Here is a 21,406-nt window from a genome sequence, read left to right on the forward strand (position 1 = left end):
TCTCTCCTGCTCGCTCCGCTCGGGTTGGACGGTTTTACAAACCGTTCAACCGGAGTCCGTATCACAGGTGCGGGCTCGCCGGTGGCGTAGCCTCGCCCGTATGCCTGCCCCGAGTCCGTCCGTGTTGCGCCGCCTGTACGGGCTGCTCAGTCCGTACAGGCGCACGGTGACCGTGGGGTTGCTGCTGTTGCTGGGGAGCGTGGCGGCGGAACTGTACCCGCCGCTCGTGTGGATTCGCGTGGTGGATCACGGCATCCCGAACCGCGACTGGACGTTCATCGGGTGGCAACTGGTCCTGCTGGTGGCGGTGTTCGGGGTGCAGCAGGGCCTGTCCGCGTGGCGGGGGCTGCTGCTGGAGCGGGCGGGGCAGGCGTTCACGCGCGACCTGCGCCTGACGCTGTACCGGACGTTGCAGGGGCAGTCGGCGGCGTACTTCGAGGGGCAGCGCACCGGGGACCTGATCGCCCGCGTGACTGGGGACGTGGACGCGCTGCAGGACGTGCTGGTGCGCGGCACGGACGCCGTGCTGGCGAACGCCCTGCGATTGATCGGCGTGATCGGGATCTTCATCGCGCTGCAACCGCTGCTGGGCGTCCTGACGACCCTCCCGATGATCGCCGTGGCACTCATGCTGCGCCGCTACGCGCGCACGGTGCGGCCCGCGTACCGCGCGGCGCGCGCCCGCCTGGGGGACCTGAGCGCGCTGATCACGGACCGCCTGAGCGGCATCCGCGTCGTGCAGGGCTTCGCGCGCGAGGACGCCGAGGCCGAGCGCATCCGCGCCCTGGGCGACGAGTTGTACGCCGAGGGCGTGAAGGCCGTCACCATCCGCAACCGTGCCTTCCCCCGCGCGCGCTTCGTGGGGAACCTGGGGAACGTGATCATGCTGGGCGGCGGCGCGTGGCTGATCATGGCCGGGCAGTTCACGCTGGGTGGCCTGCTCGCGTACCGGGGGTACGGGCGGTACTTCTACGGTCCGATCGACGACCTCGTGAACATCGGTGACCTGCTCCAGCGGGCCGAGGCGAGCGGACGGCGGGTGTTCGAGGTGCTCGACGCGCCCGTCCCCGTGCAGGACCGGCCCGGCGCGCGGCCCCTGCCGCAACCCGTGCAGGGCGAACTTCGCTTCGAGAACGTCACCTTCGGGTACGACCCCGCCCGGCCCATCCTGCGGGACGTCACGCTGCACATCCCCGCCGGGCAGCGCGTCGCCCTCCTCGGCGAGAGCGGGGCGGGCAAGAGCACCCTCCTGGCCCTCGTCACCCGCACCTTCGACCCGCAGCACGGGCGCGTGACGCTCGACGGGCACGACCTGCGCGACCTCACCCTGCGCAGCCTGCGTGAGAACGCCGCCGTCATGGCGCAGGACACCTTCCTGTTCCACGACACCGTGCTGAACAACGTCCGCTACGCCCGCCCGGACGCCACCGACACCGAGGTTGAGGCGGCTCTGCGCGCCGCGCACGCCCACACCTTCGTCCACGCCCTCCCCGAGGGGCTCCAGACGGTCGTGGGGGAACGCGGCGTGCGGCTCAGCGGCGGGCAACGCCAGCGGCTCTCCATCGCCCGCACGCTCCTGGCCCGGCCCAGCCTCCTGCTGCTGGACGAACCCACCAGCGCCGTCGACGCCGAGAGCGAAACCCAGGTCGTCGCCGCGCTGGACGAACTCACGCGCGGCCGCACCGCGCTGATCGTCACGCACCGCCCCAGCCTCGCCCGCACCGCCGACCGCGTCATCGTCCTCGCAGGGGGCGTCATCGTCGAGGACGGCCACCCTGACACCCTCCGCAGACGCGGCGGCGCGTACGCCACGCTGGAACGCCAGATGGGCGGCGATTATGGAACTGATTCAAAACCTATAAATCCTAAGATGGCGGTACCGGCTAAGAGTTGATTGGTTTAGTTGATCTGACGGTCATTTAACTGGCCAAAACAGCTTGCGCAAGACTTGTTTCGGCCGTACATTGCTCAATATGAAAAAGATAGTCCCTCTTTTGCTTTTTGCTTTAATAGTCGGCTGCGCCCAATCGGCGAAAAAGTTTTCAACTTTTGAGGATTTCGTAATGACTATGGGCTTGAATCCTAATTCATGTGTTGCTAAAAATTATTGCCAAGCTGAGACTAGAATGTCTATTGAGGCAATATCTAGCAAAATGGGAATTAGTGTGTCGGATTGGGAGAAATCACCAGATGGCGCCTATCTTAAATATAACAAAGATTTTAATGATGATTTAAATATGCAGGTGCACGTATCATCTATAAGTGGCAATAAGTTGATTTTCATGGGCCAATCGCAGGAAGGTTACCAAAGACAGCACTGAAAAAGCTGATAATCTGCTTGGATTACAGTCCACCCCTCGGGTTCACGTCCACCCTGATTTTCGCTTTCCAGGTGCGGGTGTCGAGGATGCGGAGGAGTTCGCCGAGGCGGGTGTCGCTCCGGGCGCGCAGGAAGAGGTGGTAGGGGTACACGCCGCGCACGCGGGCGACGGGGCTGGGCGCGGGCCCGAGGACCTCGTGGGCGGTGGCGCCGGCGCCGTGGAGGGCGTCGGCGAGGTCCTGCGCGGCGGCCTGGGCTTTGTGCTGGTCGCGGGCGCTGATCTCGATCTGCGCGAGGCGGGCGTGGGGGGGGTAGTTCAGGGCGGCGCGGGCGCGTTCCTCGGCGGCGGGGTACGCGAGGGTGTCGCGGCCGTCGACCATGACTTTCAGGGCGGGGTGGTCCGCCTGGAAGGTCTGCACGAGCAGCATGGGCGCGCGGGTGGGGTGCCATTCGGCGAGCTGCCGCAGCAGGCGGTGGTAACGCTCGCTGGCGCGGAAGTCGCTGACGTTCAGCCACGTGTCGGCCAGGGTCACGCCGATCAGCGCGAGGTCCGGCGGTGGCTCGTGTGACAGCAGGAGTTGCGTGCCGATGACGACGCCGCTCTCGCCGCGCATCAGGGGTGTGAGGTCGTCCTGGCGGTCCCTGTCGAGGCGGTAGACGGGGAAGCCGGGGAGGAGTTTCTGGACCTCCTGCGCGATCCATTCGGTGCCGGGCCCGCGCGCCTGCCACATGGGGTCCCCGCACTGATCGCAGCGTTCGGGGATGGGCTGGTGGTACCCGCACTGGTGGCAGGTGAGCTGCCGCCCCTCGCGGTGGAAGCGCAGCGGCACGTCGCAGTTGCGGCACTGCGGGGTGTGGTCGCAGCTGGGGCAGCGCAGCAGGGCGCTGTACCCGCGCCGGGGGGCGAGGAGGGCCGCCTGACGGCCGCGTTCCTGCACCTGCCGCAGCACGCGGGCGAGGTCGTGACTGAGGGGGTACCCCTGGTCCCCGAGGCGCAGGTGCACGCTGGACAGTGGCCCCAGTTCGGGTTGCTCGGGCGGGTTGGCGTAGTCCACGACGTGCACGCGGGCGCGTGGCGGCGGGAGGACCGCGCCGGGGTGCGGGACGCTCTCGGCGGCGGGCGTGGTGCCCACGAGGGCCAGGGCGGCGTCGTGCGCGGCGGCGATGCGCGTGGCGAGGTCCGGCAGGAACGCGCGGCTGCCGCTCAGGAGCTTGTGCGCGTCGCTGGCCTCCTCCAGCACGATGATCAGCGCGAGGTCGTCCAGCGGGGCGGCCAGCGCGTGCCCGCTGCCGATGACGAGCCGGGCCTCGCCCGTGCGGATGAGCTGCCAGGTGTGGGCGCGCTGCGGTTCGCTGAGCGTGCCGGTCAGCTGCGCGGCCCGCGTACCCGCGTGTGCGGCGAGGCCGGAGAGGCCCTCCCAGGCGCGGCGGAGTGTGGCGTGGTCCGGCGCGAGGACCAGTACGCCGCGCCCCTGCGTGAGCAGCCGTGTGACGCGCGGGGCGAGCAGCGCGAACCGGGCGCGGGCGCGGCCCCCGTGCAGCCGCCACACGGGTGCTTCCGGCAGCGGGTCGGGTGCCCCGGCGGGGTCGGGTTGCGGGTGCGGTTCCGGCAGGGCCGGTGGGGGCTGGGGGACCTCGATGGTGTCGGCCCAGCCGCGCAGGGCCAGCGTCCCTGCCTGCGTGGGCGTCAGCGGCACCCCGTCCGCCGAGGCGCTGTTCGCCCACGCGGCGTACGTGTCCACCGGACCGTGCCCGTGCAGCCATGTCCAGGCGGGCGGTGGGGGGGCATCGACCAGCGTGTACTGGGCGCCGCCCGCGTTCAGGGCCGCCGTGACCACCCCGTTGCTGACGCCCGCGCCCTTCGCCCAGGCGCTCAGCGTGTCGCAGGGGCCGTGCCCCGCGAGCCACGCGGCGGCCTGCGCCTGCTTCGCCGTCAGGCCCGCCGGGGCGGGGGTCACGGCGCTCAGGACCGTCGCGGTGCGGCTGGCGGGCGGCACCTCGTCCAGCGGGCGGGCGGCGACCGCGCCGCGCATTCGGGGGCGGGGCGTGAAGCGTTCCTCCAGCAGGCCCTGCTCGCGGATGGCGTCCAGCAGCGCGTCCGGGAACGCCCCCGCGTCCGTCCAGCGTTCGGTGGGCGGGCGGCGCGCGAACATGCTCAGGTCCGCGCCCTCCACCGCGCGGACCATGTGCGTCACCTCGGCCTGCCAGCCCACGCCCAGCAGGTCGCCCCAGATCAGCCCGGCGGGAATGCGGGCGTCCGCCGCCCAGCCCTGCACGCCCGATACGGTCGCCGGGGTCACCCAGGGACTCGCGGGGTCGTCCAGGACGTGCACGGCCTCGCGCAGGCGGTGCCCGCCGCGCCCGTCACCGCTCCCGACGACCAGTCCGACCTCCAGCGCGCCGCGCCACGGCACGAGCACCCGGCAACCCAGCGGCGCGGGGGCGGCCCAGCCGTGCGGCGGGGCGAAATCACACGGCCCGATGGGCAGATTCACGACCACCAGCCAGGATTCCAGAGAGGGGGCGGCGGGCGTCACGTGCTTCAGGCTAGCGCGACCCGTGCCCCGGCAACGGTGAGGCAGTACCCTCGGGCGGATGACCGGGGCGGCGGGGGGCGTGGATGTACGCAGGGGCGTGCTGCTGGGCGTGACGTCCGCGGCGGCGTTCGGGACGCTGGGCATCTGGGGGAAACTGGCGGGGCAGGGGGGCCTGTCGTCCTTCACGACGCTGGGTTGGCGGTTCCTGATCGTGGCGGCGCTGCTGCTGCCGATCAGCTCTCGCGGCGTCACGGGGGCGCAGCGGGCGCGGATGCTGGGCGTGGGCCTGCTGTACACCCTGGCGACCACCTGTTACTTCGGGGCGCTGGAGCGGGTCTCGGCGGGCGCGACGTCGCTGCTGCTGTACCTCGCCCCGGCGTTCGTGATCCTGCTGTCCTGGGGGCTGGGTCGCGCGCCGCGCCGCACGCAGTTGGGCGCGGTGGCGCTGGCGGGCGTGGGGCTGGCGCTGGTGGTCGGGCTGCCGTCCGCCGCGGACCGGGACGCCGTGGGCCTGACCTTCGCGGCGGGGGCGGGCGCGCTGTACGCCGGGTACTTGGTCGCCAGCGAGCGGCTGCTGAGTGGCGTGAGTGCCCTGGCCGCCACCGCGCACATGGCGCTCGTCAGCGGGGTGGTGTTCGCCGCGCTGGCCGCCGCGCAGGGCACGCTGCGCGTCCCGGTCGGCGCGGCGCAGTGGGGGCCGATCCTGGCGCTGGCGCTGCTGCCCACCATCGTCGCGGTGCCCGCCCTGTACGGCGCGATCCGGCACCTGGGGGCCACGCGCGCCAGCCTGCTGGGCACCCTAGAACCCCTGGTCACGGTCGCGCTGGCCGCCGTTATCCTGCGCGAGCAACCGGGTCCCGGCGCGGCGCTGGGCGGCGTGCTGATCCTCGCGGGGGCGCTGCTGGCCCAGTGGCCCGCGAAAGCTACGCCTGCGGTTGCCCCGGCGGGAGGGGACGCGGCGGCGGGGCGTACACCGCGCGGGCCGGAACGCTGAGCGTCTCCCGTTCGGGGTAGCGCAGCGCGGTCAGCGCCCCGCCGAACGCGCAGCCGGTGTCGAGGTTCACGGTGTTCCCCACCCAGCGGGGCGAGGCGTGCGGCGTGTGCCCGTACGCGACCAGCGGCGCGCCCGCGTACCCGGCCGCCCAGTCGCGCCGGACCGGGAGGCCCAGCTCGTCGCGTTCGCCGGTCGTGTCGCCGTACAGCGCGAAACTCCGTGCGCGGCCACTTCCGCGCCCGTGCAGGTGCGCCGGGAGGCCCCCGTGCGCCGCGATCAGCCGCCCCCCGTCCAGCACGAGATGCGCCGGGAGCCCCTCCAGAAAGGTGCGCACCTGCGCCTGGAACGCGGGCCCGGCGGCCTGCAACTCCGCGAGGGTCACGTCCAGCCCGTGCAGAGGCTTCACCGCCTTGCCGCTCAGCGCCCGCAGGAGCTTCTCGTCGTGGTTGCCGGTCACGCACAGCGCCGCGCCCGACGCCACCATGCCCATCACCAGCCGCAGCACGCCCGCACTGTCCGGCCCCCGGTCGGTCAGGTCTCCCAGGAACACCGCCGTGCGGCCCGCCGGGGGCGTCACCGACTCCCCGTCAGGGACGTACCCGAGGCGGGTGAGCAGGTCGCGCAGTTCCTCCAGGCAGCCGTGCACGTCCCCGATCAGGTCGAACGGCCCGCTCAGGTCCCGGCGGTCCACCCGCAGCGGCACGCGCCGCACGCCCACCCGCCCGATCTGCTCGCCGCGCAGGTGCCACGCCTGCCGGAAGCCCTCGGCCCGCAGGCCACCTGCCGTGCGCCGCAACTCCGAGACCTGCGCGATCAGCTCCTCGCGGCTCAGGGTGCCCCCGGCGCGGGCCTCCAGCACGGCGCGGTCCTCGTCCAGCAGCACAGCCACTGCCTTCACGTCGTGCTCGCGGGCCAGGGCCGACCAGGGCGCGCGCTCCAGGGGCCGGACCGCCGGGGCGATCACGACCGCCAGTTCCCCCGCCGCCAGCCGCGCCACGACCGCCGCGCGCAGGGCGTCCGCGTCCGGGAAGGTCCGGGCGTCGAACACCTCGTCCGGCGCGAAGTGCCGCGCCGCGAACGCCCCCCGGCCCGATCCGGGCACGCCCACGAGGAGCACCAGCGCCAGCGCAGGCAGCTCGATCACGTCGGGGGCGGCGGTCAGGGTCACGCCCTGCATCCTCGCACAGCTACCCCAGAGCAGACGAGGCGACCCCAGCCTGCAAACTGACCGGCAGCTGATCGTGCGAGCTTCACCGCAGCTTCACGCGGCCCCCGGCCCGTACCATGCGCGCGATGCGCCGCGCCGCCCTCCTGCTGCCCCTCCTGATCGGCTCGCTGAGCACGGCCACCACCTCGCCCCGCAGCGCCGACCAGTGGTACACCCACGCCCGCGCGCAGGCCCGCGCCGGACAGTGGACCGCCGCCGAGAGCGCGTACCTTCAGGCGACCACCCTGAACCCCACCGCCGCGAACTGGCGCGCCCTGGCCGACACCCGCGTGCAGCTGCGCGACTACGACGGCGCCGTGCAGGCCTACACGCAGGCCGCGAACCTCGCCCGCACGCGCGGCGACCTGAACACCGCCCGCGCCACCGACCTGATCGCCGCCCGCTACCGGCAGGAAGGGCAGGCCTACCTGCTGGCCCCCGCCCCCTTCAGCCCCGACCCCACGCCCGGCTGCGCCCCCCGGCCCGCCCGACTGGAACCCACCGCCGGCATCCTGCTGGGCCGCTACGCCGACGAGCAGGCCCTGACCCCCACCGGCACTCTGCGCGCCGAACCCGGACTGGGCGGCCCGCTGGCCGTGAGCTTCCGGTACTTCACGCTGCGCACCCCCGGCCGCGGCGAGACCTTCCCGACCCGCTGGGTGCGCGCCGCGCGGCAGGCGGGCATGGCCGTGCACATCGCGCTGGAACCCGGAATGCCGCTGCGGCAGATCACCGAGCAGACCCTGACGCCCTTCGCGAAGGCCGCCCGCGCCTCCGGGGCGCCGGTCTACCTGCGCTTCGCCGGGGAGTTCAACGACCCCGCCAACGAGTGGAGCCGCGACCCCGCGCTGTACCGCGCCAAGTTCCGCCTCGTGCATGACGTCATGGCGCGGCTGGCGCCGAACGTCGCGCTCGTCTGGATGCCGATGGGCACCCGCCTGGACGTCATCGACCGCTACTACCCCGGCGCGGACGCCGTGGACTGGGTGGGCCTGAGCGTCTACGCTGCACCCTTCCGCAACGGCAACGTCCGCGACAGCGCCCTGACCGACAGCCCGCTGGACGCGCTGGACGTCATCTACCGCCGCTACGCCTGCGCGCACCCCATCCAGATCAGCGAGTTCGCGGCCTCCAGCCGCAGCGGCGCGCAGCCTGAGACCGGGTACGCCGCGTTCGCCGCCGCGAAACTCCGCGAAGCCTACTGGGGCGCCGCGCTGAAGTACCCGCGCGTGAAGAACATCAACTGGCTGGATCTGAACATGCTCACCAGCCCCTACGTGCAGCCCCGCCCCGTCACGCGCCGCAACGACTACCGCCTGCTCGGCAGCCCGGAGAAACTCGCCGCGTTCCGCGAACTCCTCACGCACCCGGCGTTCCTCACGCGGCCCGGCGCGGGCGCCACCCTCACCCCACGCGCGCTCCCCACCACGGTCAGCAGCGGCGCGGCCCACAGCGGGAACCTCTGGATCAAGGCGGTGGATACGCCCGCCCGCGTGATCCTCACCCTCGACGGGCAGCCGGTTCCGGTCGGGCAGACCCTGCCGTACGCCTTCACGCTGCCCGCCGACCTCACGCCCGGGCCGCACGCCCTGACCCTCACGGTGCACAACCGGCAGGGCGAGGTGATCCTGACCCGCACCACCCCCTTCAGCGCGCAGTGAGCGGGAGGGCACCCAGCCGCACCTGCACGACCCAGTCGCTCACCGCCCGCTGCGCCGCGTCCGGCACGGCGTCCGGCAGCCGGGTCGAGAGAGGAGCGTCCTCCAGCGCCGCGAGCAGCTGCCGGTGCGCCGCGCGTTACACGTCCAGCGGCTCCGGCAGGAGCTCCGCCTCCCGCCCCGAGCGCTTGAGGGTCATCAGGTCCTCCAGGAACGGCAGGCGCGCCCCGGCGTTCAGCGCGCCCAGGTTCGCCTCCACCTGACCGGTGCGCAGCAGGTGCAGCCCGGTCAGCACCGTGCGGAACGCGTACAGCAGCGGCTTCACCCGAGGGCCCTGTGGCGTGGCGGCCTCCTTCTCCAGCAGCCGCTACTGGTTCACCGTGAACCCCAGGTAATGCCCCGCGTGATGCCGGGTCAACACCCCCGGCGCGAGGGCCACCAGCGCCGCGTGCGCCGCCGACGAGTGCACCACCAGCGGCGACAGCAACTGCTCCAGCACGTACCCGTTGCGTTTCAGCAGCAGCCCCGCGAACTTCCGCGCGTCATGCGTCACCAGATCCAGCTCCACCACCCCGTCATCCCGCTCCAGCGACCACGTGCCCGGCCCCTCGCGCAGGCCCAGCACCTCGGTCAGGGGCAGCACGTGCGCGCCGCGCAGATCCCAGTCGCTGTCCGCACTCGGAAAGCCGTACAGGTGCGCCCCGCTGACCGTCGCGAACACCAGTGGGAAGGCGTGCTCCTGAACAGCCTGGGTCAGCTGAGGGGGGAAGGTGAATTCCGACATGCTTCAGTATCACTCCTGTCGCCACCCCGCGCATCGGCCACCCGCGCACGCCCCGCTGGGCCGGATGGCGGAGGCACCGGGCTGCGGACTACCAGTCGAGCGCGGCGCGCCGGGCGTCCAGCAGCCACGCCTCGACCCGCGCTGCGTCGGGGCGTTCGGGCAGGCGGGTGTGGGCGGCGGCGTGCTCGAACTCGGCCTGCAGGGCCTGCCGCCACGCGTCCGCCTCGGCCCAGGTCGTCTCGCCGCGCTTGATGGCCAGCAGCGCGTCTCGGTGCGGGGTGACGTCCACGAGGATCTCCCCGGTCCGCAGGGCGTGCGCGCCACTGATCAGGAGGCGCAGCAGGTGCACGAGGTGCTTCAGGCGCACCTCGCCGTGCGTGCGCCGCTCGTTCTCCAGGCGGCGCATCTGCGCCCGCACGTACTCCCCGTACGTCGTGACGATCAGGCGACTCAGGAACGCGTCCCGGATGTCCAGCAGCGCCGCCGCGACCAGCGTGACCGTCAGCGGCAGCGGTGAGGCCAGGACCTCCAGCACGTTCGGGTTCGCCCGCAGCGCCAGCCGCACGAATTTCCCCGCCTCCCAGTACACCTCCTCGCGGCCCGGCGACTCGAACTCCAGCTGCTCGGGCACCCCCGCGAGGCTCCAGTGCAGCCGGGCGGGCGGCAGGTAGAAGCCCCGCACGTCCGTGTCGGACGCGTCCGTGCCCAGCCCGAAGGCGCGACTGCCCATCACGCACCCGTACTGCACGAAGGGGCGCAGGTCCTCATGAGCAGCCGGGATCGCCTCGGCATCCGCGCGAGCCACCTTCAGATGCACGCGGTTCACGGACCGCACCACCCCGGTAAAATCCACGTCGTACATGCTCCCCGCCCCGCCCGTCACGACACCCCACGTGCCCTGCGCCACCCCGGGCAGGGGTACATGCAGAGCCACGCGCGTTCCGGGGAGCAGGTCACGGGTCATGCCCCGCACGCTACCGGGTCAATGGGGGCCGGGGCATCCGCCATCCGGCGCAGGAGCGGCAAGCAATAAAAAATCCGCCTCGTGGGCGGTGATGTCAAAAACTATAGCGCGGTATGCAGGATCGGTCAAGGGTATGCGGGCGTATCCTGGGCCCGTGAGGACGCCTTGAGCGGGATCGTGTGGCTGGCGCTGGACGGCGTGGGGCACCCACAGGACGCGCTGGGCGGGAGTGTCTGGGATCAGCCGCTGGGCACGCTGCGGCCGCTGGTGGACGCGGGCCGCTGCCTGGACGCGACGCTGGGCGTCCCGGGCCTGCCGCAGTCCGGGACGGGGCAGGCGTGCTGGCTGACCGGATCGGACGCGGTGGCGCTGATGGGGGAGCATTTCGGGCCGCATCCCGGGCCGACGCTTCAGCGCCTGCTGCGATCAGAGGCGCTGCCGGTGCGGCTGGCGCAGGCCGGTGCGCGCGTGGCGCTGGGGAACGAGTACGTGCCCGCGTACTTTCAGGCGCTGGAATCGGGGGCGGGTCGCCGCAACCGCATGGGCTGCTTTCCGTTCGCGTTCCGCGCGGCGGGCCTGCCGCTGAACCCGCCGGGCGTGCCGCTGCTGGGCGCGACGCTGGGCCTGCCGTACGCGCGGCCCTGGGCTGCGGTGGGGGAGGAGGGGGCGGCGCTGGACGCCCTGGCCCGGCACGGGGGGACGCTGGCCCGCGCGGCGCGGGACGTGGATCTGCTGGCGCTGGACCTGTGGTTCAGTGACCTGCTGGGTCACGCGGGCGCGCCGGACGTGCCGGGCGACGCCCTGGCCGCCGGGCGGTCGTACCTGCGGCGGGTGGACGCGCTGCTCTCGGGTCTGCTGGGTGCGGGGGCGCGGGTGGTGGTCAGCAGTGATCACGGGAACCTCGAGGACCTGCGCACGAAGGGCCACACGCCCGCGCGCGTGCCGTTCGCGGGGGCCGGGGTGGACCTGGGGCAGCCGCGGAACGTGGTGGAGGCCGGGCGGGTCCTGGCCGGGTGGTTCGGGCTGCCTGCCCCTCTGCCGGACGCTTGACCGGGTGGGGGGCGGCGCTGCTAGAGTGCCCCCTGCAACCGTTCAACGTGAGAGGGGGTCGGCAGGGACCACGTGCAGGGCCGAGCTTCCGGGGGACCCGACTGGGTTATCCACAGGTTTATCCACAGGCGCTGTGGACAGCCTGTGGATAAGGGCGACTCCCCACCGTGGAGGAACCGGTCAATTGTTCGTGTGAAACACGTTTTTCAGAGGTTCCGTGGAAGAGTTCCACGCTCCGCGAAGTTATCCACAGGTTCCCGTTTCACTGTGGATAACTCTGGGCCGCGCGGCGCGCTTCCTGAACGAAAGCCCGCACGGCAGCCGGGTCCTTCACGCCGGGCCCTGATTCCAGGCGGCTCACGGCGTCCACCCCAGCCGGGTTCAGGGCTTGCATGGCGGCCGCCACGTTCCCCGCACCCAGACCTCCGGCCAGCCACGCCCCGTGGGGGAAGAGAGGGCGCAGCGCATTCCAGTCGAGCGGAATGCCGCCGCCGGGTTCGGGCGCGTCCAGCATCAGCGTGACGCCGTTGTGCCCGTGCCACATGTCTGCTTCCGCCGCCAGATCGGCGGGGCGCACGACACGCAGAACGGGATAATACGCGGCGACCGCGGTCACGTAAAGACCTGACAGGCGGCCATGCAGCTGCACGGCACTCACCCGCGCGGCCTCCGCCGTGCGCAGCACCTCGTCCAGCCCCTGGTCCAGGAACACGCCCACCCGCGCCACGCTCGGCCCGACGCTCAGACCCGCCTCGCGCGCCACCTGCGGCGTCACCAGCCGCCTGCTGACCGGCGCGAAGATGAAGCCCAGCGCGTCCGCACCCGCCCCGGCACTCAGGACAGCGTCGCGCACGCTGGTCGTGCCGCACACCTTCACCTGCACGGTCACTGCGGCCCCCGCGCGGCTTCCAGTTCACTCACGCGCGCCTCCAGCGTCCGCACCTGCCGGGTCAGGGCCAGCAGCAGCAGCGCGTAATGGTCGTAGATCTTCGGGCGTTCCATTCGCAGCTCGCCGCTCATCCAGCCGTCCAGCAGCCGCTCGGCCTCCGCGAGCACCTCGGCGTCCGGCACGTCCCGGTAGGAACGGCCCCCCATGATCTCCCGCGCGAAATTCAGTTCCCGGTCACTCATGCGCGTCATTCTCCCTGAACGGCACGCTCCCGACCATGATCGTCACCGCCAGTCGCCCCCGAGCAGCGCCGCACCCACGCCGCGCTGCGGTTCGTCAGGAAGCCCACCACCGGTAGCAGGCCCGACACGGCCGCGAAGATGACCGCCATGCCAGCCGCCATCGGCAGCAGCATCAGGGAGATCAGCGGCGTGCTCGACAGGTCCGCCAGCGTGAACAGCGCGCCCGCCACGAATGCCACCAGCCCGCCCGTGATGACCGCCTGTGCGGCCACTCGCCACCTCGCCCTGTCGAGCGGGCGGTGCCACGCCGCCAGCCCCAGGCTGCACAGCCACGTCGCGCTGCCCACGGAAGCCGCGATGGGCACGAAGGACATGAACTTCATCCACTCGTCGGTCACGCGCATGTAGGGACAGCACAGCTGCGTGAGCCACAGCAGGCACAGCGTCCCGATCAGCAGCGCGTCCAGCGCGGTCCCCAGCACCACGCGCGGCGAGAGGACCGCGCGCAGGGTCGCGCGGCGGGTCATGCGCCCAGCGTACCCGGGTCCGTGTCGGCCGGCTGCGTCATCTGACGGATGCCCGCCCGGGGCGGCGCATGCGAGGCTGCGTCCATGACCGATGCCGTGCGGCGCGAGACGACCCTGCACCTCCTCCTGACGCGGCCCGGCGGGGCGGAGGTCGCCTGCCGGACCCTGACCGTCGATCACCCCGTGTATTACGGCGAGCACGTGCTGGAGGCCGCGCGGGCAGTGGGCGTGGAGGGCTGGCTGGGGCGGCGGCTGGCCTTCACCGGGCACGGAACAGGGGAGGATGGCGTGACCCGCGCCACCTGTGCGTGGCAGCTGTTCACCCCCGACCTGACCGGTGCGGCGCCCGGCCCGGACGAGCTGCGTGAACTCGCGGACGCCGCGCGGGCTTCCACCCGCACGCCCTGGTTCGGGCCGCACTGGCACGCGGACGCCCTGAGCTGGCTGGATGACGAACTCGCCGCGCAGGACCGCCCGCGCCTGGGGACCCCGGTCGTGCTGAAACACTGGCAGATCAGCCTGCTGTGGCGCGTGCCCACGCAGGGCGGGGACGTGTACTTCAAGGCCGTGCCGGACTTCTTCGCGCGGGAGGTGACCGTCACCTGCGCGCTGTCCGGCGTGCCCGGCGCGGCCCCACCCGTCCTGGCCGCCGACACCCGGCGCGGCCTGCTGCTGCTGGACGGCTGCGGCGAGGCCGGAGGTGACCCCGCCGCGGTCCTGCGGCAGCTGGCGCGGGTGCAGCGCGCCACCCTGCCCCTGCTGCCGGAGCTGAACCTGCGGGACCGCGGCCCGGCGTACCTGCTGGCCCGGCTGGACGCCCTGTTCAGTGACGCGAGCCTGCACGCCGACGAGCACGGCCCGCACCCGGACGCCCTGACCCCCGAGGAGGCCGCCACGCTGCGCGCCCGCCGCCCCGAACTGGAGGCCGCCCTGGAGCGGCTGCGCGCCAGCCCGATCCCCCTCACGCTGGGACACGGGGACCTGCACAGCGGGAACGTCACCACGCGCGGGAAGCAGGTGACGCTACTCGACTGGTCCGACGCCAGCCTCACCCACCCGTTCCTCGACGCGAACCCCGCCTACCTGTGCCCGGACGGCACCGACCCCGTCACGCTGGACGCCGCACGCGACGCGTACCTGCGCGAATGGACGGACCTCGCCCCGCCCGACGACCTGCGGGCCCTGCACGCCGATGCGATGCTGGCCGGAGAGGTATACCGCGCCCTGGGCTACTTCGACGGGATTCAGGGCGCGGTCGAGGACCGGCGCGAGTGGGCGGGCGCGCACCTGTGGCACCTGCGCCGCCTGCGCCATGCTCTGATGAACCGGTTACCGCCACCTCCCTGCCCGTGACTGACCGGCGCCCCCCGCACTTCTGGGGCACGTTCCTCGTGAACCTCCTGTTGCCCGGCGTCGGCCTGCCCTGGATCGGCCTTCATCGGCTCTACTTAATCCTTCAACTGGCGAGCTACCTGCTCGTGGGTCCAGTCGCGCGCCGACTGTACGGAACCGCACCTGACTGGGGCTTCTACGTATGGCTGAGCCTCCTGGCCTTCATGGTCCTCGGCTTCCCGCGCCTGTACGACCACCAGTTCCCGAAAGGCCAGCCCGTGCGTGCGCTGCCGCCCCTGCCGCTGCGGCTGATGGGCGTCTGGCTGCCCGCCCTTGGTCTCGCGCTCATCCAACTGGGCTACGTGTTGGGCCTGTTCAGTCTCACGACCCGCTGAAAGGTAATGAACGCCGCGCCCTCCCATGGTGCAGGCGCGGCGTTCGTCTTGGTCCGACGCCAGCCTCACCCACCCGTTCCTCAACGCGAACCCCGCCTACCTGTCCCCGGACGGTACCGATCCGGACACCGCCGTGCTGGACGCCGCACGCGACGCGTACCTGCGCGAGTGGACGGGCGCGCACCTGTGGCACCTGTGGCACCTGCGCTGCCTGCTGCCCTGACGCTGCACCCCTGGCCCAGTTTTCAGGCACCCGGTACGCCCGCCTCGGCGAAGGTGCGCATCTCGCGCAGGGTGGCCGCCGCCCCGAGCAGGATGGGCGCGGCCAGCACGCCGCCCGTGCCCTCGCCCAGGCGCAGGTTCAGGTGGAACATGGGCTTCAGGCCCAGGTGCGCCAGTTGCGCCGCGTGCCCGATCTCGGCGCACTCCCCGGCGGGGAACAGATAGTCACGCAGGTGCGGGGTGAGGGTCACGCCGATCAGGGCGGCGCTGCCCTCCACGAAGCCGTCGAGGATCACGGCGCGGCGGCTGGCGGCGGCCTGGAGCATGACGCCCAGCATCGCGGCGATCTCGAAGCCGCCGAACTCGGCCAGCACCTCCAGCGGGTCGATGGTCGGCGTGCGCTCCAGCGCCGCGCGGATCACGGCGACCTTGTGCGCCAGCCGCGCGTCGTCCACTCCGGTGCCGCGCCCTGTCACCCGCGCCGCGTCCAGGCCCAGCAGGCGCGCCGTGATGACCGCTGCCGGGGTGGTGTTCCCGATGCCCATCTCACCGGGAATCAGGACGTCCGCGCCGTCCTCAATGGCCCGGCGGGCCAGCGCCGCGCCCGCCAGGATCAGCGCCCGCGCCTCCTCCACGCTCATGGCCGCCTGTACGCTCAGGTCATGCGTGCCGCGCCGCAGGGCCGCGCGGACCAGCGCCGGGTGGTCGGGCAGGTCGGCGTTCACCCCGGCGTCCATCACGTACACCCGCGCGCCCACCGCCCGCGCCAGCGCGTTCACGGCCGCGCCGCCCGGCCCGGCGGGGGTGTCCGCCAGGAAGTTCGCGACCATCGCCGGGGTCACCTCGGGCGGGTACGCACTCACGCCCGCGCGCGCCACCCCGTGATCCCCGGCCGCGACGATCACCGCCACGCCGCGCGGGTCGGGCCGCTCGCTGCCCAGCACGCCCGCCAGCCGCACCGACAGGTCCTCCAGGTCACCCAGCGCCCCCGCCGGTTTCGTCAGCTGCGCCTGCCGCGCCCGCGCCCGCCCCATCGCGTCGGCATCGGCAGGCTGGATGGCGGTCAGGAGGGCCGTCAGGTCAGGAAGCATCAGGGGGCATTGTGCCGCGTCAGGCGGGCGGTCGCAGCGCGGTCAGCCACCAGTGTCCGGCTTCGCGGCGCAGGGTGGCGACCGTGCCGGGCGGGGCGGTCACGGCGGACAGGTTCACGGTCAGGCGCAGTGCGGCCAGCAGCGGCCCGGCGTGCGTGAAGGCCACCACCTCGCCCGCCGGGAGGGTGTCCAGCCACGCCTGCACGCGGGCGTGGAAGCCCCGCCCGGTGTCGCCGCCGGGGGGGCCGTGGGGACTGGTGGGGTCGCTCAGCGCCTCGATCCAGGCGCGGGGCGCGTCGCCGTGCTCGGCTTCCAGTTCGGCCCAGGTGTGCCCGGCCATCACGCCGAAACTCGCCTCGGCCAGCGCCGGGTGGGGCAGGGCGTGCGGGAATCCGGCCAGCCGCGCAGTCTGCCGGGCGCGGCCCAGCGGGGACGTGAACGCCAGCGCGCCCCGGGGCAGGTCGAGCGTGCGGGCCAGCGCCTCCCCGGCGGGCGTGAGGGGCGCGTCCTCGTGCGGGTGCGGGTAGCGGCGCTGCGCGTTCGGGAGGGTGGGAGCGTGTCGCACCAGGTGCAGCGTCAGGCCCCCAGGCATGCTCAGCGGCCCCAGGCGAACGCGCCCAGCGCGAGCAATTCCGCCGTCACCACGATCAATCCGTACGTGTCGCCGTTCAGGCCGCCGCCCAGCCGCCGCGCCGCGAACGCCGCGACCAGCAGCGCGCCCACCAGCGCTGCCAGCCACGCCGCCCACGCGCCGGGCACCAGTAGGGTCGGCGCGGCCAGCAGCAGGGCGGCCCAGAGGCGACCCTCGCGCGAGCGGGCGCCCAGGCTCTCGGCGCGCGCCGCCGGGTAGGTGTTCATGGGAATCAGCAGCAGCGTCCGCGCCGCCACCGCCGCCACCAGCGGCGCCAGCGGCGGAATCGGCGCGGACAGAAGACTCCAGAGCAGCAGCAGGGACAGGCCCCCGGTCGCCAGTCCGAACGCGCCCACGTGCACGTCGCGCAGGATCACCAGCCGCTCGGCGGGCGTCTTCATGGCGAACAGGGCGTCGGCGCTGTCCACCAGCCCGTCGAAGTGCAGCATGCCGGTCAGGAGCAGCCACGCGCCCACGCTCAGCGCGGCGATCACCCCGCCGGGCAGCGGGACGGGCAGCCACAGCAGCCCCGCCACCGCGCCGCCCACGGCGTACCCGGCCAGCGGGTAGTACGCACTGGCCTGCGCGAAGTCCCCGTCGCGCACCTCCCTGATATGCGGCAGGGGCAGGGTTGTCAGGAACGTCAGCGCCAGATGCGCCGCGCGCAGCTGATCGCGCATCAGGCCCACTCCGATGGAGCGGTGTGTCCAGACCGTTTCATCCGAGCGGAGGCGACTCGCAGAGCTGCCCCGCAGAGGAGGAGGACAGGCGGCCTCCGCATCAGGTCGTCTGCACGTGGATCTGCGCGGCGACGCCCAGCGAGAGGGTCAGGGTGTGGTCGGTCGCCCAGACGGTCAGGGTGCCCAGCGCGGCGTCCACGGCGTCCAGCCGCAGTGGCGCGCCCGGCGTGAGCCCGGCGGCCATCATGGCCCGCAGCTGGTCGGCGTCGCCGTCCGGGACGCGCGCCACGGTCGCGGTGTCCCCGGGCGCCAGCTGCGACAGGCGCCGCTGAGGCTGGTGCGGCAGTTCGCCGTCCAGGGTGGGGATCGGGTCGCCGTGCGGGTCGTGCGTGGGGTCGCCCAGCCACGCCGCGATGCGGGCCTCCAGCCGTTCGCTCAGGGCGTGTTCCAGGCGTTCGGCCTCCTCGTGCACCTCGTCCAGCGGGACGCCCAGCGCGCGGTGCAGGAACAGTTCCAGCAGCCGGTGGTGCCGCAGGACCTCCAGCGCGACCCGCTCACCCTCGGCGGTCAGCTGCGCGCCCTGGTACGGCGCGTGCGACACGAGGCCCTGCTCGGTCAGCTTGCGCAGCATCCCGGTCACGCTGGCCGGGGCGACCTCCAGCGCCGCCGCGAGCGCCTGGGTGTTCACCTTGCCCGCCTGCCCCAGCGTGTACAGGTGCTTCAGGTAATCCTCCGCCGAGCGGGACAGGGAACGGCCGGTCATGCCGCCCAGTGTAGCGGCACCGCAGATGGGAACTTTTTCGCGGCGGGGCTCCTCTAAGGTATGAGGTGCCCTTGAATGACCCGCACGACACCCTGTCCGACCTGCACCTCGCGCGCCTGGCCGCGCGGGACGAGCGGGCCTTCGAGACGCTCGTGAGAACGCACGCGCCGATGGTTCACCGCCTCGCCGCCAGCCTCGTGGGGCCGGGTGCGGCGGACGACATCGTGCAGGAGGTGTTCATCGCCGCGCACAGGGCCCTGAAGGGGTTCCGGGGCGAGGCGAGCCTGAGCACCTGGCTGCACCGCATCACCCTGAACGCCTGCCACAAGGCGCTGGGCGCGCGGCAGGCGGTGTCGCTGGAGGACACCCCGGAACCCCACGCGCCGCACGACCCGGCCCGCGCGGGCGAGCAGGCTCAGGTCCGCGAGCGGCTGGCCCGCGCGCTGGCGCAGCTGCCGCCCGATCAGCGCGAGGCGGTCGCCCTGCGCGAACTGTCGGGCCTGGACTACGCCGAGATCGCCGCGCTGACCGGCGCGGAACTCGGCACCGTGAAGAGCCGCATCAACCGGGGCCGCGCGGCCCTGCGCGCCCTGCTCACCCGCGCCGGAGTGACCCCATGACCCACCACGATCCCAGTGACTACACCGATGAACATGACGACCTCGACATCCTGCTGGCGCAGGCCCGCCAGTTCACCCCCGCCGATCTGGGCGCCGCCGACCGTTTCCTGACCCGCCGCCGCGCCGCCCGCACCCGCAGCCGCGCGGGATGGCTGACCGGCGCACTCGCCTCGGCGGCCCTGGTGGCGGGCCTGATCGTGCTGCGCCCCGCCGCGCAGCTGCCCGGCCCGCTGCCCAGCAGCGCCGCGTACGACGCCTACCAGAGCGCCTGGGGAGCCGACTGGTGATACGGACTCTGGTTGAAAGATTTGCAAAAACGTTCAACCCGAGCGAAGCGAGCAGGAGAAAAGCGGGTTCCGGGCGTGGAGTTGACAGATCGGTGGTGTTCCGATCTGTGAACGAAACAGACGGAATCCGTATGAAACGCCCCCTGACCCTGCTCCTGCTGACGCTGGGCACCGCGCACGCGGGCGACCTGGAGGACGTGCAGGCTGCGCTGAAGCAGGCCCGCACGCAGGTGGCACGCGGGCAGGCCGAGGTGACCGTGCTGTTCCCGCCGCGCGCCACCCCCACCCGCGCCGCCGCGCAGCTGCCCGCCCTGACGGTGCGGCCCGCGCTGCTGGCGAAGAACTTCAGCGTGACCCGCACCGGCACCGAGCGGGTCGCCGGGCGCGACGCGGCGCGCTTCACCCTGACCCCCAAGGTCGGGGACGCCGCGCGCTGGACGCTGTGGGTGGACCTGACATGGAACCTCCCGCTGGCCTTCGAGGAACGCGGCGCGGACGGCACGCTGACCCGCCGCGCCGCCCTGACCCGCGTGCAGCCAGGTCCGGCCCGCGTGACCCGCCCGGCCCCGCCCGCCGCGCCCGCTGGCCTGCGCGCCGCGCTGACCCGCGCCCTGCCGGGCCTGAGGCTCCCGCCCGGGTTCACGCCCGTGGGCGTGCAGCCGCGCGGGCAGGGGCTGGAGGTGGCCCTGACCGACGGCCTGAACGGCCTGACGCTGGTCGTCGCCCCGCAGGACGTGAAGGCCGCGCCCGGCGTGGCCTCGCGCCGCGTCGGGCAGCGGTTCGTGTGGCTGGTCGGGAACCTGCCGCAGCCCACGCTGCAGGCCGCGCTGGCGGGCGTCCGCAGCGCGACGCCGGACCCGCTGGGAACTTTTTCGGCCCCCGCCGACTCCAATCCATAACGCCCCCCACCCGGTCCCTGACCGCCGCCGCAAGGAGTTCCGCATGCCCCTGACCCCCCTGACCCGCCCCCTGACCGCCGAGGACGCCGCGCACTTCCTGCGCCGCACCGCCTTCGGCGCGACCGACGAGCAGATCCGCGCCCTGGTCGGCCAGAAAGCCCAGGACGTGGCCCGCGCGGCCCTGGCCTTCGATCAGAGCATCGCGCCCGGCAACCCGTTTGATCCCATGCAGGGCGCGACGCCCGGCGCGGCCATTCAGCTCGGGCGCGGCGCGTGGCTGTACGAACTCGCGTACGGTCCGCACCCGCTGCGCGAGAAACTGGCCCTGACCTGGAGCAACCACTTCGTGATCGCCACCGACAAGGTCCGCAACGTGCCTGCCGTGGCGGACTACCTGAACCTGCTGCGCCGCCACGCCGCCACACGGTCCTTCGAGCGCTTCACGTTGGAGGTCGCGCAGTCCCCCGCCATGCTCCGGTACCTCGACAACGACCAGAACCGCAAGGGCAAACCGAATGAGAACTTCAGCCGCGAGTTGCTGGAACTGTTCACGACCGGCATCGGTGCGTACACGGAAAACGACGTGCGCGAGGGGGCGCGCGCCCTGACCGGCTGGACCTTCCAGGGGGGGCGCGGCAACAAGCAGTACCTCGAGCAGCCGCGTTTCGTGAACCAGACGCAGCAGCACGACACCGGCAGGAAGACGTACCTGGGGCAGAGCGGCGCCCTGAAGGGCGAGGACATCGTCCGGATCGCCACCTCGCAGCCCGCCACGGCCACCTTCGTGAGCCGCAAACTGCACCGCGCGTTCCTGGCCGACACCCCCGACGACGCGGCCGTCCGGGGCAGCGCCGAGACCTGGACCCGCAGCAGGGGCGACGTGATGGCCGTCCTGACCGAACTGCTCGCCAGCGAGGCCTTCTACGCCAGCCGCTCGCGCATCATCCGCTCGCCCGTCGAGTTCCTGGTGGGCGGTATCCGCACGCTGGGCCAGCCGAAGATCGACGCGCGCTCCCTGCTGAACCTCGCCGGGACCGCCGGGCGCATGGGGCAGGTGCTGCTGGAACCCGACACCGTCAAGGGCTGGGACGGCGGCCGCGAATGGATCAACGACACCACCCTGCTGCTGCGCATGCAGGTCGCCGCCGCGCTGACCATGGGCTCCAAGGCCCCCAACCTCGACACCCCGCCCAGCCTGCTGGCCCTGACCGGTCAGGAACGCCCGGCGGGCGCGGTGCTCCTGAGCAGCCTGAAGGGCCGCCAGCGCACGTACCTGAGCCTGATCAGCCCAGAATTCCAGCTCGCCTGACCCGC

24 protein-coding genes are annotated in these 21,406 nt (G+C 72.8%); 12 read left to right on the top strand and 12 right to left on the bottom strand.

All coding sequences use genetic code 11. The annotated features are described in order from the left end of the window. Positions 1-100: 100 nt before the first annotated feature. The gene (locus DEIGR_RS00555; RefSeq protein WP_058974368.1) at positions 101-1,894 is read left to right on the top strand and encodes an ABC transporter ATP-binding protein; all 1,794 of its coding nucleotides are present in this window, start codon (positions 101-103) and stop codon (positions 1,892-1,894) included. A 79-nt stretch (positions 1,895-1,973) separates the two neighbouring features. Then, positions 1,974-2,321 (top strand): hypothetical protein, encoded by a 348-nt coding sequence (locus DEIGR_RS20145; RefSeq protein WP_153013573.1) that lies wholly within the window; start codon positions 1,974-1,976, stop codon positions 2,319-2,321. 22 nt (positions 2,322-2,343) lie between these two features. Here DEIGR_RS20145 and priA read toward each other — a convergent pair whose 3' ends face one another. Then, the gene (gene priA, locus DEIGR_RS00560; protein WP_407638297.1) at positions 2,344-4,857 is read right to left on the bottom strand and encodes a replication restart helicase PriA; all 2,514 of its coding nucleotides are present in this window, start codon (positions 4,855-4,857) and stop codon (positions 2,344-2,346) included. Positions 4,858-4,915: 58 nt separating this feature from the next. Between priA and DEIGR_RS00565 the strand changes: the two genes are divergently transcribed. Continuing rightward, positions 4,916-5,851 (top strand): DMT family transporter, encoded by a 936-nt coding sequence (locus tag DEIGR_RS00565; protein WP_083523872.1) that lies wholly within the window; start codon positions 4,916-4,918, stop codon positions 5,849-5,851. On the opposite strand, the gene DEIGR_RS00570 is transcribed toward DEIGR_RS00565, so the two are convergent. Further along, positions 5,781-7,028, bottom strand: coding sequence for a metallophosphoesterase (locus DEIGR_RS00570; RefSeq protein WP_058974371.1), 1,248 nt, complete (start codon positions 7,026-7,028; stop codon positions 5,781-5,783). The two genes, DEIGR_RS00565 and DEIGR_RS00570, sit on opposite strands and share 71 nt — an antisense overlap. 116 nt (positions 7,029-7,144) lie before the next feature. Here DEIGR_RS00570 and DEIGR_RS00575 point away from each other — a divergent pair, with 116 nt between their 5' ends. Beyond that, the gene (locus DEIGR_RS00575; protein WP_058974373.1) at positions 7,145-8,719 is read left to right on the top strand and encodes a glycoside hydrolase family 26 protein; all 1,575 of its coding nucleotides are present in this window, start codon (positions 7,145-7,147) and stop codon (positions 8,717-8,719) included. Positions 8,720-8,855: 136 nt separating this feature from the next. Here the strand turns inward: DEIGR_RS00575 and DEIGR_RS21590 are convergent, their stop codons facing one another. The 3 genes from DEIGR_RS21590 to DEIGR_RS00585 all read right to left on the bottom strand — a co-directional run bounded on the left by DEIGR_RS21590 (position 8,856) and on the right by DEIGR_RS00585 (position 10,464). Next, positions 8,856-9,041 (bottom strand): hypothetical protein, encoded by a 186-nt coding sequence (locus tag DEIGR_RS21590; RefSeq protein WP_407638298.1) that lies wholly within the window; start codon positions 9,039-9,041, stop codon positions 8,856-8,858. A gap of 42 nt (positions 9,042-9,083) precedes the next feature. Beyond that, positions 9,084-9,500 (bottom strand): nucleotidyltransferase domain-containing protein, encoded by a 417-nt coding sequence (locus DEIGR_RS21595; RefSeq protein ID WP_407638299.1) that lies wholly within the window; start codon positions 9,498-9,500, stop codon positions 9,084-9,086. 88 nt (positions 9,501-9,588) lie between these two features. Further along, positions 9,589-10,464 carry a nucleotidyltransferase domain-containing protein gene (locus tag DEIGR_RS00585; protein ID WP_058974375.1) on the bottom strand — a complete coding sequence of 292 codons (876 nt, stop codon included), beginning with the start codon at positions 10,462-10,464 and terminating at the stop codon, positions 9,589-9,591. 165 nt (positions 10,465-10,629) lie between these two features. Between DEIGR_RS00585 and DEIGR_RS00590 the strand changes: the two genes are divergently transcribed. Continuing rightward, positions 10,630-11,514 carry a hypothetical protein gene (locus DEIGR_RS00590; protein WP_058974377.1) on the top strand — a complete coding sequence of 295 codons (885 nt, stop codon included), beginning with the start codon at positions 10,630-10,632 and terminating at the stop codon, positions 11,512-11,514. A gap of 262 nt (positions 11,515-11,776) precedes the next feature. Here the strand turns inward: DEIGR_RS00590 and DEIGR_RS00595 are convergent, their stop codons facing one another. The 3 genes from DEIGR_RS00595 to DEIGR_RS00605 are packed head-to-tail and all read right to left on the bottom strand — an operon-like array spanning position 11,777 to position 13,172. Further along, entirely contained in the window at positions 11,777-12,397 is a 621-nt protein-coding gene (locus DEIGR_RS00595) for a phosphoribosylanthranilate isomerase (RefSeq protein ID WP_058978455.1), read from the bottom strand. 2 nt (positions 12,398-12,399) lie between these two features. Further along, on the bottom strand, positions 12,400-12,645 hold the full coding sequence (locus DEIGR_RS00600) for a hypothetical protein (RefSeq protein ID WP_058974379.1): 246 nt from the start codon (positions 12,643-12,645) through the stop codon (positions 12,400-12,402). A gap of 5 nt (positions 12,646-12,650) precedes the next feature. After that, positions 12,651-13,172 (bottom strand): hypothetical protein, encoded by a 522-nt coding sequence (locus DEIGR_RS00605; RefSeq protein WP_058974382.1) that lies wholly within the window; start codon positions 13,170-13,172, stop codon positions 12,651-12,653. Positions 13,173-13,256: 84 nt separating this feature from the next. On the opposite strand from DEIGR_RS00605, the gene DEIGR_RS00610 reads away from it, so the two are divergent. Genes DEIGR_RS00610 through DEIGR_RS00620 form a run of 3 tightly spaced genes read left to right on the top strand, consistent with a single transcriptional unit; the run spans position 13,257 to position 15,122 of the window. Next, positions 13,257-14,525, top strand: a complete 1,269-nt coding sequence (locus tag DEIGR_RS00610) for a phosphotransferase (RefSeq protein WP_058974384.1) — start codon at positions 13,257-13,259, stop codon at positions 14,523-14,525. After that, on the top strand, positions 14,522-14,899 hold the full coding sequence (locus DEIGR_RS00615) for a hypothetical protein (RefSeq protein ID WP_058974385.1): 378 nt from the start codon (positions 14,522-14,524) through the stop codon (positions 14,897-14,899). Before DEIGR_RS00610 ends, DEIGR_RS00615 begins: the two co-directional genes overlap by 4 nt. A 25-nt stretch (positions 14,900-14,924) precedes the next feature. Further along, positions 14,925-15,122, top strand: a complete 198-nt coding sequence (locus DEIGR_RS00620; protein WP_058974387.1) for a hypothetical protein — start codon at positions 14,925-14,927, stop codon at positions 15,120-15,122. A gap of 22 nt (positions 15,123-15,144) precedes the next feature. On the opposite strand, the gene cobT is transcribed toward DEIGR_RS00620, so the two are convergent. The 4 genes from cobT to DEIGR_RS00640 all read right to left on the bottom strand — a co-directional run bounded on the left by cobT (position 15,145) and on the right by DEIGR_RS00640 (position 18,286). Beyond that, positions 15,145-16,212 carry a nicotinate-nucleotide--dimethylbenzimidazole phosphoribosyltransferase gene (cobT, locus tag DEIGR_RS00625; RefSeq protein ID WP_058974388.1) on the bottom strand — a complete coding sequence of 356 codons (1,068 nt, stop codon included), beginning with the start codon at positions 16,210-16,212 and terminating at the stop codon, positions 15,145-15,147. 19 nt (positions 16,213-16,231) lie between these two features. After that, positions 16,232-16,777: a histidine phosphatase family protein gene (locus DEIGR_RS00630; protein WP_236704613.1), complete on the bottom strand. Its 546-nt coding sequence runs from the start codon at positions 16,775-16,777 to the stop codon at positions 16,232-16,234. Positions 16,778-16,806: 29 nt separating this feature from the next. Further along, entirely contained in the window at positions 16,807-17,523 is a 717-nt protein-coding gene (locus tag DEIGR_RS00635; RefSeq protein WP_058978456.1) for an adenosylcobinamide-GDP ribazoletransferase, read from the bottom strand. Between the two features lie 100 nt (positions 17,524-17,623). Next, a complete protein-coding gene (locus DEIGR_RS00640) occupies positions 17,624-18,286 on the bottom strand; it encodes a metal-dependent transcriptional regulator (protein ID WP_058974392.1) in 663 nt (220 codons plus the stop codon). A gap of 71 nt (positions 18,287-18,357) precedes the next feature. Between DEIGR_RS00640 and DEIGR_RS00645 the strand changes: the two genes are divergently transcribed. From DEIGR_RS00645 to DEIGR_RS00660, 4 genes are all read left to right on the top strand, one after another. Further along, the gene (locus tag DEIGR_RS00645) at positions 18,358-18,906 is read left to right on the top strand and encodes an RNA polymerase sigma factor (protein ID WP_058978457.1); all 549 of its coding nucleotides are present in this window, start codon (positions 18,358-18,360) and stop codon (positions 18,904-18,906) included. Then, entirely contained in the window at positions 18,903-19,193 is a 291-nt protein-coding gene (locus tag DEIGR_RS00650; RefSeq protein ID WP_058974394.1) for a hypothetical protein, read from the top strand. Before DEIGR_RS00645 ends, DEIGR_RS00650 begins: the two co-directional genes overlap by 4 nt. Positions 19,194-19,324: 131 nt before the next feature. Further along, positions 19,325-20,092 carry a sigma-E factor regulatory protein RseB domain-containing protein gene (locus tag DEIGR_RS00655; RefSeq protein ID WP_058974397.1) on the top strand — a complete coding sequence of 256 codons (768 nt, stop codon included), beginning with the start codon at positions 19,325-19,327 and terminating at the stop codon, positions 20,090-20,092. A 43-nt stretch (positions 20,093-20,135) separates the two neighbouring features. Then, positions 20,136-21,401, top strand: a complete 1,266-nt coding sequence (locus DEIGR_RS00660) for a DUF1800 domain-containing protein (RefSeq protein WP_058974399.1) — start codon at positions 20,136-20,138, stop codon at positions 21,399-21,401. Positions 21,402-21,406: the final 5 nt, after the last annotated feature.

Source organism: Deinococcus grandis, from assembly GCF_001485435.1.
GTDB lineage: Bacteria > Deinococcota > Deinococci > Deinococcales > Deinococcaceae > Deinococcus > Deinococcus grandis.